15 protein-coding genes are annotated in these 15,799 nt (G+C 69.3%); 5 read left to right on the top strand and 10 right to left on the bottom strand.

Features of this window, described 5'->3' with window-relative positions; all coding sequences use genetic code 11:
- Positions 1-3: 3 nt before the first annotated feature.
- Both H521_RS0102095 and H521_RS0102090 read left to right on the top strand, forming a co-directional pair.
- Positions 4-1,656: a glycosyltransferase gene (locus H521_RS0102095; protein WP_084511812.1), complete on the top strand. Its 1,653-nt coding sequence runs from the start codon at positions 4-6 to the stop codon at positions 1,654-1,656.
- A 234-nt stretch (positions 1,657-1,890) separates the two neighbouring features.
- On the top strand, positions 1,891-2,895 hold the full coding sequence (locus H521_RS0102090; RefSeq protein WP_022891377.1) for a magnesium and cobalt transport protein CorA: 1,005 nt from the start codon (positions 1,891-1,893) through the stop codon (positions 2,893-2,895).
- Between the two features lie 18 nt (positions 2,896-2,913).
- Here the strand turns inward: H521_RS0102090 and H521_RS0102085 are convergent, their stop codons facing one another.
- From H521_RS0102085 to H521_RS0102075, 3 genes are read right to left on the bottom strand one after another with little or no spacing between them, the layout of a single operon-like run.
- Positions 2,914-3,402 (bottom strand): superantigen-like protein SSL4, encoded by a 489-nt coding sequence (locus H521_RS0102085; protein WP_156891246.1) that lies wholly within the window; start codon positions 3,400-3,402, stop codon positions 2,914-2,916.
- A 54-nt stretch (positions 3,403-3,456) separates the two neighbouring features.
- Complete coding sequence (locus tag H521_RS0102080) at positions 3,457-3,705, bottom strand: hypothetical protein (protein WP_156891245.1); 249 nt, start codon at positions 3,703-3,705, stop codon at positions 3,457-3,459.
- A 14-nt stretch (positions 3,706-3,719) separates the two neighbouring features.
- Entirely contained in the window at positions 3,720-5,552 is a 1,833-nt protein-coding gene (locus H521_RS0102075) for a DEAD/DEAH box helicase (RefSeq protein ID WP_051159125.1), read from the bottom strand.
- Between the two features lie 119 nt (positions 5,553-5,671).
- Here H521_RS0102075 and H521_RS0102070 point away from each other — a divergent pair, with 119 nt between their 5' ends.
- Both H521_RS0102070 and H521_RS0102065 read left to right on the top strand, forming a co-directional pair.
- Entirely contained in the window at positions 5,672-6,382 is a 711-nt protein-coding gene (locus H521_RS0102070; RefSeq protein WP_022891373.1) for a GAF and ANTAR domain-containing protein, read from the top strand.
- The gene (locus H521_RS0102065; protein ID WP_022891372.1) at positions 6,379-7,092 is read left to right on the top strand and encodes a GAF and ANTAR domain-containing protein; all 714 of its coding nucleotides are present in this window, start codon (positions 6,379-6,381) and stop codon (positions 7,090-7,092) included. Before H521_RS0102070 ends, H521_RS0102065 begins: the two co-directional genes overlap by 4 nt.
- A gap of 31 nt (positions 7,093-7,123) precedes the next feature.
- On the opposite strand, the gene H521_RS0102060 is transcribed toward H521_RS0102065, so the two are convergent.
- Positions 7,124-7,474 carry a hypothetical protein gene (locus tag H521_RS0102060; RefSeq protein ID WP_022891371.1) on the bottom strand — a complete coding sequence of 117 codons (351 nt, stop codon included), beginning with the start codon at positions 7,472-7,474 and terminating at the stop codon, positions 7,124-7,126.
- Positions 7,475-7,702: 228 nt separating this feature from the next.
- Here H521_RS0102060 and H521_RS0102055 point away from each other — a divergent pair, with 228 nt between their 5' ends.
- Complete coding sequence (locus tag H521_RS0102055; protein ID WP_022891370.1) at positions 7,703-7,885, top strand: hypothetical protein; 183 nt, start codon at positions 7,703-7,705, stop codon at positions 7,883-7,885.
- Positions 7,886-7,982: 97 nt separating this feature from the next.
- On the opposite strand, the gene H521_RS0102050 is transcribed toward H521_RS0102055, so the two are convergent.
- The 6 genes from H521_RS0102050 to H521_RS0102025 all read right to left on the bottom strand — a co-directional run bounded on the left by H521_RS0102050 (position 7,983) and on the right by H521_RS0102025 (position 15,647).
- Positions 7,983-9,038 (bottom strand): ABC transporter permease subunit, encoded by a 1,056-nt coding sequence (locus tag H521_RS0102050; protein WP_022891369.1) that lies wholly within the window; start codon positions 9,036-9,038, stop codon positions 7,983-7,985.
- The gene (locus H521_RS0102045) at positions 9,035-10,129 is read right to left on the bottom strand and encodes an ABC transporter permease (RefSeq protein WP_022891368.1); all 1,095 of its coding nucleotides are present in this window, start codon (positions 10,127-10,129) and stop codon (positions 9,035-9,037) included. The genes H521_RS0102050 and H521_RS0102045 overlap by 4 nt, the downstream gene beginning before the upstream one ends.
- Entirely contained in the window at positions 10,126-11,757 is a 1,632-nt protein-coding gene (locus tag H521_RS21000) for a sugar ABC transporter ATP-binding protein (RefSeq protein ID WP_022891367.1), read from the bottom strand. Before H521_RS21000 ends, H521_RS0102045 begins: the two co-directional genes overlap by 4 nt.
- A gap of 136 nt (positions 11,758-11,893) precedes the next feature.
- Positions 11,894-12,889 carry an ABC transporter substrate-binding protein gene (locus tag H521_RS0102035; protein WP_022891366.1) on the bottom strand — a complete coding sequence of 332 codons (996 nt, stop codon included), beginning with the start codon at positions 12,887-12,889 and terminating at the stop codon, positions 11,894-11,896.
- 188 nt (positions 12,890-13,077) lie between these two features.
- On the bottom strand, positions 13,078-14,622 hold the full coding sequence (locus H521_RS0102030; RefSeq protein ID WP_022891365.1) for a sugar ABC transporter ATP-binding protein: 1,545 nt from the start codon (positions 14,620-14,622) through the stop codon (positions 13,078-13,080).
- Positions 14,619-15,647 (bottom strand): LacI family DNA-binding transcriptional regulator, encoded by a 1,029-nt coding sequence (locus tag H521_RS0102025; protein WP_022891364.1) that lies wholly within the window; start codon positions 15,645-15,647, stop codon positions 14,619-14,621. Before H521_RS0102025 ends, H521_RS0102030 begins: the two co-directional genes overlap by 4 nt.
- Between the last annotated feature and the right edge of the window lie 152 nt (positions 15,648-15,799).

The following is a 15,799-nucleotide window of genomic DNA, read 5'->3' as shown; positions in this document are numbered from 1 at the left end:
CGGATGTCGCTTCGCCGTGCACTGCCCAGGGGTGCACGCGTGACGGGCGTGCGACTGCCCGAGGGGCGGCACTTCGCGCTCACCTGGTCGATTCCCGACACGTTCGGGGGCATGACCGACGCGCTGCTGCGTCGCTCGGCGGCATTCCATCGACTCGACGGCGTGACGGTCGACGTGCTGACGTTCGACGCCCGCACCGATACGCCTGAGATCGAACTCGAGTTGCGACGGCGCGGGGTGCTCGTCGACGGGGTTCGCGTCACGAACCTCTACGACTGGCTCCGGCGACATCCCCTGCCCGGCGGCTCGCTGCAGCTCGATCGCGACGTCTTCACCCCGATCGACGCGAGTACTCCCGACGAGGCCGATGGGATCGAGATCCACGGTCGCGGCGCGCACATCATGAGTCGTAGCCGAGTCGACGCTGAGGGCCGAACGCTCCAGCTCGACCACTACCGCGATGACGGCACGCTGCTCCTGAGCGACCGGCGCGACACCCGAGTGCGCGGCGTGCTCGGCGGCCGCTCGGTCGTGCTGTGCGACGCCGAGGGGCGCCCGGTGCGCTCGTGGCGAGGCATCCGGCCGCTCTACCGTGCCTGGATCGACGCGCTGACCGGCGGCCGGCCGAGCTTCCTGATCATCGACAGCAAGACCGTCGCGCCGCTGCTGCTCGGCTACCGCCGGCCGCACATCGTGACGGCCCATGTGGTGCACGCCTCGCATCGCTCCGCTGATTCCGAGCAGCATCCGATCCGCCGCTCGCGGCGCGAGGTGTTCGAGCAGCTCGACGGCTTCGACCTCGTCGTGCTGCTCTCACGGCGCCAGCGCGACGACGTCGAGCGCCTCGTCGGCCGGCACGACCACCTGACGGTGATCCCGAACGCCCGGCCCCTGCCGCAGCGACCGGCAACGGCGCCGGGGCCGGGGCCGCGGGAGCGCGACCGGGGCGTCGTGCTCGCCGCGCTGACCCGGCGCAAGCGGGTCTCGCACGCGATCGATGCCGTGCAGCGCGCGAATGCCGCATTCTTCGCGACCGGCCCGGCGGCCGGTCGGCCGGCAGGTCCCGCCGGCCCGCCCGTGCGCCTCGACGTCTACGGAGACGGTGAAAGCCGACCCGCCCTCGAGCGACGCATCACCGACCCTGCGGCGGTGCGACTGCACGGCTTCGATCCCGGCGCACGGCGACAGCTGCTCGAAGCCTCGTTCCTGCTGCTGACCTCGCACTCCGAGGGCTTTCCGCTCGTGCTCGTCGAGAGCATGGCCGCCGGCTGCCTGCCGATCGCCTACGACATCCCCTACGGCCCCGCCGACCTCATCCGCGACGGCCGCAACGGCTTCCTCGTGCCGGCCGGCGACGTCGACGCCCTCGCCGCCGCGATCGTCAGGCTGCAGCGGATGTCGCCGCAGCGCGTCGCCCGCATGCGAGCGCATGCGGTGCGCACCGCCGCGCGGTTCGACGAGCGCCGGGTCACTCAACTCTGGGCCGGGGCGTTCGAGCAGGCCGTCGTGCGACGTGCGGCGCACGGCTCCGAGCGGTTCCGCGGCATCCGCTCGCTCACGGCGAAGCTGCCGCTGCCGCGCCCGGTGCGCGCCCTCGGCGCTCGGCTCGTGGTGGGCGCCGACCGGGTGTTCCGGGCTCCCGGGCGCGTCGGCTAGACTCTGCCGTCGGGCCTGCCATCGAGCGGCCCCCGAATGCGAAGGGCGGTGAGGGCGATGGCCGATCATAGTACCGACGCCGCAGGCCCCGCTGCGTCGCATTCCCGTTCCCTCCTGCGCTGAGCTTCGCTCGGCAGGCGCGAACGCGTTCCGATCCGCGCGCGGTCTGCGGCGACATCCGCACACCTGCCGATACCGGCGCGCTGCCGCGCGCCCTGCGAGAACGGATCGCTCATGTCACCTCTGGTCGACAACGGCGTCTACGTCGACGGACGTCGCGTCGAGACACCCACGAACCTCGACGACACCTACCGCCTCATGGATGACCATGACGGCCTCGCCTGGATCGGCCTCTACCGGCCGAGTCCGCTCGAGATCGCCTCGGTCGCCCGCGAGTTCGACCTGCACCCGCTCGCCGTCGAAGACGCGCTGACCGGGCACCAGCGGTCGAAGCTCGAACGCTACGGCGACACGCTCTTCGCCGTGCTGCGGCCCGCGCGGTACCGCGACGAGCAGGAGTCCGTGGAGTTCGGCGAACTGCACCTCTTCGTCGGGCCCGACTTCGTGGTCACCATCCGGCACGCCGAGTCGCCCGACCTCGCGGCCGTGCGGCGCCGCATGGAGTCGAGCCCCGAGCTGCTCGCGATGGGCCCGGAGGCCGTGCTCTACGCGATCCTCGACGAGGTCGTCGACGAGTACGAGCCCGTCGTCGCCGGTCTCGAGAACGACATCGACGAGATTGAAGACCAACTGTTCGGCGACAGCGACGACGACGCCCTCTCGCGGCGCATCTACGAGCTCTCCCGCGAGGTCATCAACTTCCAGCGCGCGGTGCAGCCGCTCGCGGCGATGCTCGAGTGGCTTCGCCGCGGCTCCGAGAAGTACCGGGTCGACGTCGAGCTGCAGCGGTCGCTGCGCGACGTCCTCGATCACGCCATCCGCATCAACGAACGGGTGGGCTCGTTCCGCGCGATCCTCGACAACGCGCTCACGGTGCACTCGGCGCTCGTGGCCCGACGCCAGACCGACACGAGCCTGCGGCAGAACGACGAGATCAAGAAGATCTCGTCGTGGGCGGCGATCATCTTCGCGCCGACCCTGATCGGCACCGTCTACGGCATGAACTTCGACGACATGCCCGAGACGCACTGGACCTTCGGCTACCCGATGGCGCTCGGCGCGATGGTGCTCTTCGGCATCGGGCTCTACACGGTGTTCAAGATCAAGAAGTGGTTGTAGCTGGGCTGTGGCGCGGGCTCATCTCGGCTTCTTCGGGCCCTTGCCCTGACCCGGGTGGTCGTCGCCGGGCTCGGGCGCCGTCGTCGGCTCGGGCGCCGGGTCGTCGACCGGCGGCTCGACGCTCTCGGCCGGCGGCGTCGTCTCGGCGGGCGGCGATGTCGGCGGCACCGGGGTCGGCAGCACAGGGCCGTACGGGGTCGGAGCCGTGGGCCGGGTCGACGTCGGGCGAGGATCGTCGATCGAGGTCGAGGCCTCCTGCTCGGGCGCAGAGCCACCGGCCGGCTGCATGAGCGCCATGCCGCCCGCGAGCATGCCGGCGGTCGCAAGCGCGGTGACGGCGACGCCTGTGGCGAGCCGGTTTCGGCTCACCCACGCAGCCGATGCCGCCACGATCGCGAGCACCGCAGTGACCGCCCCGGCGAGGGGCGAAGGTGATGCAGCAGGGGCCGCTCGGCGTCCGCGGGGCCGGGTGGGGCCTCGGCCGTCGTGCAGCTCGTCGTCGGGCATGTTCACCCGCCTTCCATGGCGCTCGGGTCTCGTCAGGTCTCGGGCGGGCCGCGCTCAGCTCGGGTTCGCGGCTTCGCCCGACAACGAGCGTACGCGAGGCCGGTCGACGACGACGAGCTGCACGAGCCAGGCGAGCAGCGCGCCGGCCGCGTAGGCCACCAGGTCCACCGGGTCGAAGGCGCTGCCGAGCACGTCGACGACCGGCGTGCGATGGATCAGCTGCAGGCCGAGTCCGAGCGCGAGGCAGACGCCGGCGGCCACGAGGCTGCGCACGCGGATGCGTCGCGAGCCAGCCGTCGCCACCGGCATCCGCTCGCTCAGCCCTTGTGTCGCGGCTTCCGGAACGGCTTCTCGCCGTCGCCGTCGTCGCTGCGGCGCGTCGGTCCGCCGCGATCAGGCCGCAGCTCGATGAGCCGGCCCGAGATGCGGGTGCCGTCGAGACGCTGGAGCGTCTCTTGCGAGAGGTCGGCCGGCAGCTCGACGAGCGAGAACTCGGGGCGGATCTGGATGGCCCCGAAGTCACCGCGGCTGAGGCCCCCCTCGTTGGCGAGGGCGCCGACGATCTGGCGCGGCTCCACCTTGTGGCGCTTGCCGACGGCGATGCGGTAGGTGGCCATCGGGCCGCTGCTCGGTCGCTGGCGGCGCTCGGGGCGATCGCCGCGGTCGGGCCGGTCACCACGGTCGAAGCGGTCACCGCGGTCGCGACGCTCGGGCCGGTCACCGCGCTCGGGCCGGTCGCCTCGGGCGGGGCGATCAGCCGCCCACTCGCGCTCGGCGCGGCGTGCCGCCTCGGGCTCGAGCAGGAGGGGCGCTTCGCCCTGCGCCACGACGGCGAGCGCCGCGGCGACATCTGCCTCGGGCACGTCGTGGTTGCGCACGTAGTGGGCGATGATGTCGCGGAAGCCGTCGATGCGCTCGTTCTGGCCGAGCGCTGCGGTGATGCGGTCGTCGAAGCGCGCGAGGCGCGTGACGTTGACGTCGTCGACGCTCGGCAGCTGCATCTGCACGATCGGCTGGCGCGTGGCCTTCTCGATGCGGGCGAGGAGGCTGCGCTCTCGCGGCGTGACGAAGCTGATCGCGTCGCCGGTGCGGCCCGCGCGGCCCGTGCGGCCGATGCGGTGCACGTAGGGCTCGCTGTCGGTCGGGATGTCGAAGTTCACCACGTGGCTGATGCGCTCGACGTCGAGGCCGCGCGCCGCGACATCCGTGGCCACCAGGATGTCGAGCTTGCCCGACTTCAACTGGTTGACCGTGCGCTCGCGCTGCACCTGGGCGATGTCGCCGTTGATGGCCGCGGCCGAGTATCCACGTGCGCGCAGCTTCTCGGCGAGCTCTTCGGTGACGCTCTTCGTGCGCACGAAGACGATCATGCCCTCGAAGTTCTCGACCTCGAGGATGCGGGTGAGGGCGTCGACCTTCTGCTGGTACGACACGACCAGGTAGCGCTGCGAGATCGTGGCCGAGGTCTGCGTCTTCGTCTTGACCGTGATCTCTTCGGGGTCGTGCAGGTACTGCTTCGACATGCGGCGGATCGTCGCCGGCATGGTCGCCGAGAACAGTGCGACCTGCTTGGTGTCGGGAGTGTCGGCGAGAATCGTCTCGACGTCTTCGGCGAAGCCCATCTTCAGCATCTCGTCGGCCTCGTCGAGCACGAGGTACTTGAGCTCCGAGAGGTCGAGCGTGCGCTTCTCGAGGTGATCCATGATGCGGCCAGGGGTACCGACCACGATGTGCACGCCACGACGCAGCGCGGAGAGCTGCACGCCGTAGCCCTGCCCGCCGTAGACGGGAAGGATGTGCACGCCCTTGAGGTGCGAGGCGTACTTCTCGAACGCCTCGCACACCTGCAGCGCGAGCTCGCGGGTCGGGGCGAGCACGAGGGCCTGGGGGGTCTTCTGGGAGAGGTCGAGGCGTGCGAGGATCGGCAGCGCGAACGCGGCCGTCTTGCCGGTGCCGGTCTGAGCCAGGCCCACAACGTCGCGCCCGGCGAGGAGCGACGGAATCGTCGCGGCCTGAATGGCGGAGGGGGTCTCGTAGCCGACATCGGAGAGCGCCTTCAGCACAGCACCATCGAGCCCGAGGTCGGAGAATGTCGTCGCGGCGGGCTCAGTAGGAGCCTCCACCTCGACCGGAGCTTCGTCAGCAGTCACGCTTCAGGGTAGACCTTCTGGCTGTGAGAACGCAGCCCCGGCGGTTCGCAGCCGGTCGCACACGCCGCTCGGCATGTCCACCCGTTGCGACGCGGGGCTCGGGGAGTAACGTTTTCGGCATGGACGGATTCGCTGCCGCGGCGAGCGCCCTCTCGCAGATGGAGAGTGCCGACGACGAGCTGACCGCGCCGATCCTCGAGGCGATCCCCGTCACCGGAGCGGCGATCTCCACGCTCGGCGACTTCCTCGGCACGCAGACGGTCGAAGCGAGCGACCAGCTCGCCGCTCGTCTCGACGAGGTGCAGTTCGACGCGGGCGAAGGCCCATGCTGGGATGCGCTCGCACTCCGGGCGCCGGTGCTGCAGCCCGACCTGCAGGCGACGATGCAGCGGCACTGGCCCGCCTTCGCAGACGCCGTCGCGGCGCAGGAGATCGGTGCCCTGTTCGCCTTTCCCCTGCTCATCGGGCCATTGCGCATCGGGGCGCTCGACCTGTACACCGTGCAGCCGATGGAACTCGGCACCCGCGACACCAAGCGCTCGGAAGTGCTCGCCTCGATCGTCAGTCGACACGTGTTGCGCCGGGCCATGCAGACGGCCGACTCGGTGATCGACACCGCCGAAGACCGCGCACCGAACTCCCGTCGCATCATCCACCAGGCCACCGGGTTCGTGATCGCGCAGCTCGGCATCTCCGCCGAAGACGCCCACCTCTTGATTCAGGGGCAGGCGTTCGCGCAGAGCCGGTCGATGCGCGAGATCGCCGAAGACCTGCTGGCCCGGCGGCTGAGCTTCGAGCGCGCCGACAACGCCATCGAGGATGCCCGATGAACGAGTTGACCAGGGATGAACGACTCGTCGACGTCTTCGCGACGCTCGCCGACACCCTCATCGACGACTACGACGTGGTCGACCTGCTGCAGACCCTGGTCGACACGTGCGCGTCGACGCTCGAGGTCGCAGCGGCGGGACTGCTGCTCGCCGACGACGGCGGCGAACTCGAGGTGCTCGCCTCGACGAGCGAAGAGAGCCGGCTCGTCGAGACGATGCAGCTGGGCGCCGAGGCCGGCCCGTGCATCGAGAGCTTCCGCACCGCATCGGTCGTCTCGGTTCCCGACATCGAGCAGGCTCGGCCCGAATGGCATGAGTTCCGTGCGGCCGCGCGCGAGCAGGGCTTCACCGGTGTCTACGCGGTGCCGCTGCGACTGCGCGAGACCACGATCGGCGCGCTCAACCTCTTCCTCGACGAGCATCGCAGCCTCGGCGAGCGCGATCTGCGAGCGGCACAGGCCCTGGCGGATGTCGCGACGATCGGCATCCTCCATGAACGCACGCTACGGGCGAGCGACGCGGCGCGGGCGCAGTTGCAGCAGGCACTGAATTCGCGGGTCACGATCGAGCAGGCCAAGGGCATCCTCGCGTACACGCACGACGTGCCCATGGAGGAGGCGTTCGAGCTGCTGCGTCACCACGCTCGCAGCAACCAGTTGCCGATCGCACTCGTGGCGCGGCAGCTGGTCGACCGCGCGATCATCTTCTGACGGCGCGGCACACCACCAGACCGCTCGCTCGTCAGCGCCGGTCGAAGTCGAGTTCGTCGATCATGCGCTCATCGCGCCGTCGATCGATCATCCAGTGCGCCTCAGATGGCGAACGCAATCGCTCGGCGGCATCGCGCAGCGCGCTGACGGTGCCGGTGTCGACGAGCTCGATCGCCGGGCCCTGGATGGGTCGGCTCGCGATCGGCAGCGCCGGCCCCAGCAGCAACGTCGCCGTCGATGGGGCACCATCGAGGGCGACGATCGGGATGTCGATCGTCGCGTACCTGCCCACTTGTGCGAGTGTGCCCGCATAGTCGAGCACGGCCCGCGCGATGTCGGTCGCGGTGGCGAAGTCGTGTCCTGCGTAGAGAATGCGATCCATGAGTTACTCCCCCCGGTCGCGCGTGCGGTCAGCGCGGCGCCCAAGGTCCGGGGGTTCCGTTCACGGGCCACGATAACAGCCGCTGCAATTGCGCCCTAGGGGTTGACGATGAGCTCATTGCACCCCAGCTCTCGGGTCGGTTCGCACCCAGGGCGCAGCGGAGAGACAGGGGCCGAGTTGCGTCATGAATCGCGGCATCCGTCGTCTCTCAAGTGAAGGGAGTCGATCATGTGGCAGCGACGCAAGCACGAGGAACCGACCGAGCACGTCGAGTTCGTGACGCACGACGGCGACCGATTCGCGGTTCCGTGCAGCTGCCCGCGCCGCACTGATCACGACCGTCTGACCTCCCGTGCGCTCGCGACGGCAGGCGCCCGCGCCGACGCGCCGCAGTACGCCCGCGCACACTGACGGGTCGCCCACTTCACCCGAGAACGACGAAGGGCCGGATGCCTCGAGGCATCCGGCCCTTCTCTGTGCCGGCCGTCGACGACGCGGAGCCCGGCGGTTAGGTATGCCGCTTCGAGGTCACGGCGCGCTGCAGCAGCACGAAGACCAGCAGAATGCCGCCCGTGATGATCGTCGTCATCTTGGGCGGGATGCCGCCATCGCGCGTGATCAGCACGTTCATCAGCCCGAGCACGAGCGCGCCGATCACCGAGCCGAGCACGTAGCCGTAGCCACCGGTGAGCAGTGTGCCGCCGATCACGGTCGCGGCGATCGCGTCGAGCTCCCAGCCGATGCCGGTGATGTTCTGTGCGATGCCGAGGCGCGAGGTGTAGACCACGGCGGCGACACCCGAGAGCGTGCCGCTGATGACGTACACGAGCACCTTGGTGCGCGGCACCGCGAGGCCCATGAGCGCCGACGAGCTCTCGGAGCCGCCGATCGCGTACACGGTGCGCCCGGTGCGCGTGCGATGCAGCACGAAGAACGCGGCGAGCACGACGAGCAGCGCGATAACGACGCCGGGCGTGACCACGACGTCGTTCACCTTCTCGCCGTCGACCACCTTGAACTGCTCGCCGAGCCATCGGATCGGCGAATCCTCGGAGAGCCGCTCGGGCTGGGTGCTGAGCAGGGCCGCGAGGCCTCGCCCGAGGAACATCATCGCGAGCGTCGCGATGAACGGCTGCACGTTGAAGTACTGGATCAGGATGCCGCTGGCCAGGCCGAACACCGTGCCGATGAGGATCATCAGCACGATCACGACGAGCGGATCCCAGCCGGCGTTGGAGAGCATGACCCCGGCGACGCTCGAGAGCGCGATGACCGAGCCGACCGACAGGTCGATGCCGCCCGTGAGGATCACGAACGTCATCGCCACCGCGAGGATGATCAGGTGCGCGTTGTTGATGAGCAGGTTCGACAGCGTGTTGGCCTGCACGATGCGGCCGTAGGCCACTTCGCCGTAGATCACCATGCCGATGAAGATGACGATCGCCGCGACGGTCGGCAGCACCGAGGGATTCGAAGCGACGACGCGCTTCACCCGGGCCACGATCTTCGAGACTGCGGATGCCTCGGCCGACGAGTCGGCCCGAGGGGTCTGCACGGCGGTCATGCCGTCACCTCCTGGTTCTCCTGCTTCACCGGAGCCGGGCTCGGTGTCATCCGCCCCTGCGGGGGCCTGCGGCGTTGCACGAACCAGCTGCGCACCCGTTCGGACTGCAGGAGGCACAGCACGACGATCACGATCGCCTTGAATGCCGGGGTGGCCGACGACGAGATGCCGAGGAAGACGATGGTCTTGTCGAGGGTCGCGATGAGCAGGCCGCCGACGACCGCGCCGCCGATCGAGAACTTGCCGCCGGCGAGCGAGGTGCCGCCGATGACGACGGCGAGGATCGCGTCGAGTTCCATCTGATAGCCGGTGCGCGAGACGTCGACCGTCATCACGGTGCCGACCGACATGATGCCGGCGATGCCGGCGAGCACGGCGCTCAGGATGTAGACGGTGAGCAGCAGGCCGTTGGGCTTGATGCCCGCCATGCGGCTCGCCTTCGGGTTGATGCCGATCGCCTCGATCATGAGGCCGAGCGCGCTGCGGCGAACCACGAAGCCGACGACGAGCACAATCAGGATCGCGAGGAGGAAGACGACGGGAAGCCCGATGACGAACCCGTTCGCGATCCAGCGGAACGGGTCGTTCGTCGCCGAGGTGTTCTGCCCCTCGGTGATCACCTTCGCGATGCCGCGACCGGCGAGCATCATGATGAGCGTGCTGATGAACGGCTGCAGGCCGACGTAGGCCACCAGCACGCCGTTCACTGCGCCGAGCACCGCGCTCACGAGCAGGGCGAGGCCGATCGCGCCGAGCGCGGCCCCGAGCGAGCCCGACTCACCCGCCTCTTTCATGAACACCATCGCGACGGCGCCCGAGACGGCCATCACCGAGCCGACCGAGAGGTCGATGCCGCCGGTCGCGATGACGAGCGACATGCCGACCGCGATCATCAGGATCGGCGCGGAGGCCCGCAGGATGTCGACCACGTTGCCGACGAGATTGCCGTTGACCGGGTTGATCGAGAGCGCGAGGTAGTTGGGGTCTTTCAGCACGTTCAGGGCGAGCAGCGCGACGATGGCGATCAGCCCCCAGAAGAACGGCTTGCGAATGAGTTCGCGCAGCCATGACCATCGAGCATCGGTGCTCATGATTCCTCCTTCGCCGCGGCGAGCGCATGCACGCTCGCCTGCCGGCTGTCGCTCGGGTGCAGACCTGCTTCGGCATCGATGATGCCACTGTGCGCGGCCGCCTCGACACCATGTGCCGCGATGACGTCGACGACCTGCTGCGCCGTGACCGTCGGGCCGTTCACGATCTCGCCGATCTTCTGGTGATCCTTGAGCACGATGATCCGCTCGCTCAGGCGCACGACCTCCTCGAGTTCGGAGGAGATGAACACGACCGAGACGCCGTCTTCGGCGAGTGCCGCGACGGCCTCCTGGATCTCGGCCTTCGCACCGACGTCGATGCCGCGCGTCGGCTCGTCGAGGATCAGCAGCTCTGGCGTGGTCGCGAGCCAGCGGCCGAGCAGCACCTTCTGCTGGTTGCCGCCCGACAGGTTCTTGATCAGCCGATTCGGGTCGGCGGGCCGCACGTTGAGCGCGGTGATGTACTTCTCGACGAGTTCGTCCTGCTCCTTGCGCGGGATGGGCCGGGCCCACCCGCGCTCGGCCTGCACCGCGAGAATCATGTTCTCTCGAACGGTCAGGTCGCCGATGATGCCCTCGTCGCGACGGTTCTCGGTCGAGAACGCGATGCGCTTGCCGAGGCCGTCGGCCGGACTCTTGATGTCGACGCGTGCGCCGTGCAGCGTGATCTCGCCCTCGTCGGTGCGGTCGGCGCCGTAGAGCAGGCGCGCGAGCTCGGTGCGACCCGAGCCGAGCAGGCCGGCGAAGCCGATCACCTCACCGCGGTGGATGTCGAGGTCGGTGGGCTCGATGGAGCCGCGCCGGCCGATGCCCTTCGCCGAGAGCAGCGGCTCTTCGGCGGCGTAGTCGCGCTCCTCGGCGCGGCGGTTGCCGCCGAGCGACGAGAGCGTGCTGAGGTCTTTGCCGATCATCTTGGAGATCAGCTCGTGGCGGTCGAGCTCGCGCGTGAGGTACTCGCCCTCGTAGCGGCCGTTGCGCAGGATGGTGAGCCGATCGCTGATCGCGTAGATCTGATCGAGGAAGTGCGACACGAACAGGATCGCGACGCCTTGATCGCGCAGCACCCGCATCACGCGGAAGAGCCCCTCGACCTCGGCCGCGTCAAGGCTCGAGGTCGGCTCGTCGAGGATGAGCACCTTCGCCTTGACGGCCATCGCGCGGCTGATCGCGACGAGCTGCTGAAGCGCGATCGAGAGCGTCGACAGCGGCTTGTGGGTGTCGAGGTGTTCGAGGCCGAGCGTCGCGAGCGCTTCGGTCGCGGCCTTGTGCGTGGCCCGCCAGTTGACGCCGAACGCCCCGCGCACCTCGTGGCCGAGCATCACGTTCTCGCCGATGGAGAGGTTGGTGACGAGGTTGACCTCTTGGTAGACGGTCGAGATGCCGGCGCTCTGCGCGTCGCTCGTGCCGTGGAACTGGCGCTCCTGACCGGCGACGACGATGGAGCCGCCGTCGATCTTGTAGACGCCGGTGAGCGCCTTGATGAGCGTCGACTTGCCGGCGCCGTTCTCGCCCATCAGCGCGTGGACCTCGCCCTGGAAGAGGCGGAAGTCCACGCCGTCGAGCGCTTTGACGCCCGGGAATTCGATCGAGATGTCGCGCATCTCGATGAGGGGCAGTGCTTCAGTCATGACAGTCGCATTTCTGTGCTCCGACCGCGTCGACGCGGCCGGCCCTTCGGTGATTCGGTGGGACGACGATGCGGGGCCGCTGTGGCAGCCGGCCCCGCACCTCAGTTGCTGAACCGCTCGCGCGGTGCGGCGACCGTCAGTACTTGCGGTCGGCGAGCACGGCCTGCGCTGCCTCGGCCGAGTCGAACGCCTCGCTCGGCACGATGATGTACGACTCCACCGAGTCGGCGGCGAGCGCCTTCTCGACGACCTCGAGTGCGGTCTCACCGAACAGCGGGTTGTACTCGTGCACGTAGCTGAGCTGGCCGTCGGCGAGCGCCTCCATGGCGGCGAGCGTGCCGTCGATCGTCGCGATCTTCACGTCGACGCCCGGCGTGAGGCCGGCCTCTTCGACGGCCTGCGCCGCGCCGAGACCCATCTCGTCGTTCTGGGCGAAGATCAGCTGGATGTTGTTGCCGTTGGCCTTGAGCAGCGTCTCGGTGACGCTCTTGCCCTCTTCGGCCGACCAGTTCGCGGTCTGCGCGGCGACCTGCACGAGCTTCGAGCCCTCGACCGACTCGTTCCAGCCCTCGTTGCGCTCGTTGACCACGCCGACGCCGGCGGGGCCCTCGAGGGTGATGTAGTTGCCGCCGTCGGGGAACTGCTCTGCAGCCCAGGCGCCGACCTCCTTGGCGACCTCGACGTTGTCGGGGGCGATGCGGGTGACGTAGAGGCTCGTGTCTTCGGGCTCGATGCCGCGGTCGAGCAGGATCACGGGGATCTCCGCCTCCTGCGCACGAGCGAGCGAGTCCTCCCAGCCGGATGCCTCGGTGGCCGAGAGCAGGATCACGTCGACGCCCTCGTCGACGAACGACGTGAACGCGTCGATCTGCGACTTCTGGTCGAGGTTCGTGGCCGGCGCGTACTTCAGGTCGAAGCCGGCATCCTTCGTGAACGTGTCCTGGATGTTCGTCTCGTTCGCCTCGCGCCAGGCACCCTCGGGGCCGACCGCGACGAACCCGACCGTGGTGAGGTCGCCCTCGCCACCACCCGAACCGCTGTCGCCGCCGCTCGAGCACGCGGCGAGGCCGATGCTGAGCGCGCCGACGGCCGCCAGGCCGAGGATCTTCGTGAATCGCCTCTGAACTGACATGTGATCTCCTCCTTGAGATCCGGCACTGCTGCCGGCTTCTCCCCGCTCATGCAGGGCTGTGTGATTGCAGCTCCGCTCGATGCGTGCCGCTTTCAGCATGTTACCGGGAACAATTTCAGGAGCGCAAGACTGATTGTTCCCGGAAACATAACGTTCCGGAAACGGCAGCGCAAGCTCTCGACGGCGCGCTACGCGTCGTCTTCGTCGGCGGCCGCGATCATCTCGATGATCGTGTCGACGCTGAGCCCCGGCCCGTTGCTGACCTCGCCGATCTTGCGGCGGTCCTTGAGGATCGCGATGCGGTCGCTGAGCCGGACCACTTCGTCGAGCTCCGAGGAGATGAACACCACGGCGACGCCGTCTCTCGCCATCTCGGCCACGCGGGCCTGGATCTCGACCTTGGCCGCGATGTCGACGCCGCGAGTCGGCTCATCGAGCACGAGCACGTGGGGTCTCGTGGCGAGCCATCTCGCGAGCAGCACCTTCTGCTGGTTTCCGCCCGAGAGCTGCTTCGCCGGCGCATCCGGCCCGGGCGCGACGATGTCGAACGACTCCATGAATCGTTCGACGAGCGCGTCGCGCTCGGCGTGGGAGATCGGGCGCGCCCAGCCCCTGATCGCCTGCAGCGCGAGCACGATGTTGTCGCGCACGCTCAGCTCTTCGATGATGCCGCCATCGCGTCGGTCTTCGCTCGCGAACGCGATGCGGTGGCGCAGCGCCGCGGCGGGACTCGACAGCACGACCTTGCGACCGTCGATCTGGATCGTTCCCGAGTCGCCCCGCACGACGCCCGCGAGCAGCTGGCCGAACTCGCTCCGGCCCGAACCCCGCAGGCCACCGAGGCCCACGACCTCGCCGCGGTGCAACTCGAAGTCGGTCGCATCGAAGTCGCCCCGCTTGCCGAGGCCGACCACGCGGTACACGGGCTCGCCGGTCGGATCGGCGCGGTGGGCGCGTCGCTCCGACCCGATGCGGCGCAGCTCGGTGAGGTCCTTGCCGATCATCTTCGAGATCAGTTCGGCGCGATCGAGTTCTCTGGTCGGGTACTCCCCCTGCCCACGGCCGTCGCGCAGCACCGTGATGCGGTCGCTGATCGCGTAGACCTGTTCGAGGAAGTGCGAGACGAAGAGGATCGCCACGCCCTGTTCACGCAGGCGACGCAGGGCCCGGAAGAGGGTGGCCACCTCGTCGGCGTCGAGACTCGAGGTGGGCTCGTCGAGCACGAGCACCTTCGGCTGGGTCACGAGCGCCCGGGCGATGGCGACGAGCTGCTGGATGGCCGGCGACAACGCCGACACCGATTGCTTGGGATCGAGCTCGCCGAGGCCCAGCTCTTGCAGCACCGCGACGGCCCGCCGCCGCGTGGCCCGCCACGAGATGCCGTACCAGCGTCGCTCCTCGTGACCGATCATCACGTTCTCGGCGATCGAGAGATTGCCGCACAGGTCGACGTCTTGGAAGGCCGCAGCGACGCCGGCCGCCTCCGCCGCGGCCGGACCCGAGAGGGCGACGGGCTCCCCGTCGATGCGCACTTCGCCGGCGTCGACGCGGTAGGCGCCGGTGAGGGCTTTCACCATCGACGACTTGCCGGCACCGTTGCCGCCCATGAGCGCATGGATCTCGCCGCCGAACAACCGCAGGTCGACACCGTGCAGCACCGGTGTTCCCTCGATCACCACGGTGATGCCGGTCATCTCGACGACCGGCCGTGCCGAGGCATCCCGCTCGGTCATGACGACCTCGGCGGCGCGGTCGACGAGCGCACGACCAACTCACTCGGGATCTTCGAGCGCTGCGGGATCTCGCGGCCCTCGAGAGCGGCGCGCAGCACCTCCATGGCCTTGATTCCGAGCGCATGGAAGTCCTGCCGGACCGTCGTGAGCGGCGGGATGAAGTGTCGAGAGAGCGGCAGGTCGTCGAAGCCGACGACGCTCACGTCTTCGGGCACCCGGATGCCGCGGTCATGGAAGCCGTGCACGACACCGAGCGCCATCTCGTCGTTCGCGACGAACATGGCCGTGTACTCGGGCACGCCCTTCAGGTTCACCGCGTAGTCGTAGCCGAAGTCGGCGGTCCAGTCGCCGACGACGATCGGGCGGGCCTTCAGGCCCCACTGCTCGATTCGCGTGTGGAACGCGCGCTCGCGACCACGGGCGTCGAGCCAGTCGAGCGGGCCGGCCAGGTGCAGGATGTCGCGGTGGCCGAGCGAGACGAGGTGGTCGACGGCGAGCGTCGTGCCGAGCTGCTGGTCGACGCTGACGGTGAGGAACGTCGGGTCTTTCGCGGCCTTCACCACGAGCACGGGCACGTCGATCGAGATGCGCCGGAGCGCCGACACCGACGACGAGCGCGGCGCGACGACGCACAGCGCATCGACCCCCTCGGCGATCAGGTGGCTCACCGCCGTCTCGGGCGTCAGGTTCGCGTCGTCCTGCAGCGCGACGGATGCCACCGAGTACCCGCTCGAGCGGGCGGCGAACTCGATGCCCCGCAGCGTGCTGGTGGGCCCGAACTCGACCGAGCTGTCGACGATGACGCCGATGCGCTGGGTGCGCTGCGTCGCGAGCGCGCGCGCTGCGCTGTTGGGCTTGAAGTCGAGCTCTTGAATGACGTCGAGCACGCGTTGCCGGGTAGCGGGACGGATGTTGGGGTGCCCGTTGAGCACGCGCGAGACGGTCATGTGCGAGACGCCGGCGAGCGCGGCAACCTCGCGGATGCCGAGCTTCTCGGGGCGCTCCCCCGTCTCGACGTCGCTCACGACCGTCTCCTGTCTCGCGGATGTCTCGGCGCACTCATCGTGCTCGGGTCACTCGGCGCGACCTCCGAACGCCGACCGACGGGCACCAGCCTATTCGCCCCGGCTCGCCCTGGGCTCAGCCGCTGCTGCGCGCCGCGCGCGTGTGCGGAAGC

Source organism: Agromyces subbeticus DSM 16689, from assembly GCF_000421565.1.
Taxonomy (GTDB): domain Bacteria; phylum Actinomycetota; class Actinomycetes; order Actinomycetales; family Microbacteriaceae; genus Agromyces; species Agromyces subbeticus.
Note: the sequence above shows the minus strand (reverse complement) of the source record. Positions and strands in the feature narration are given on the sequence as shown.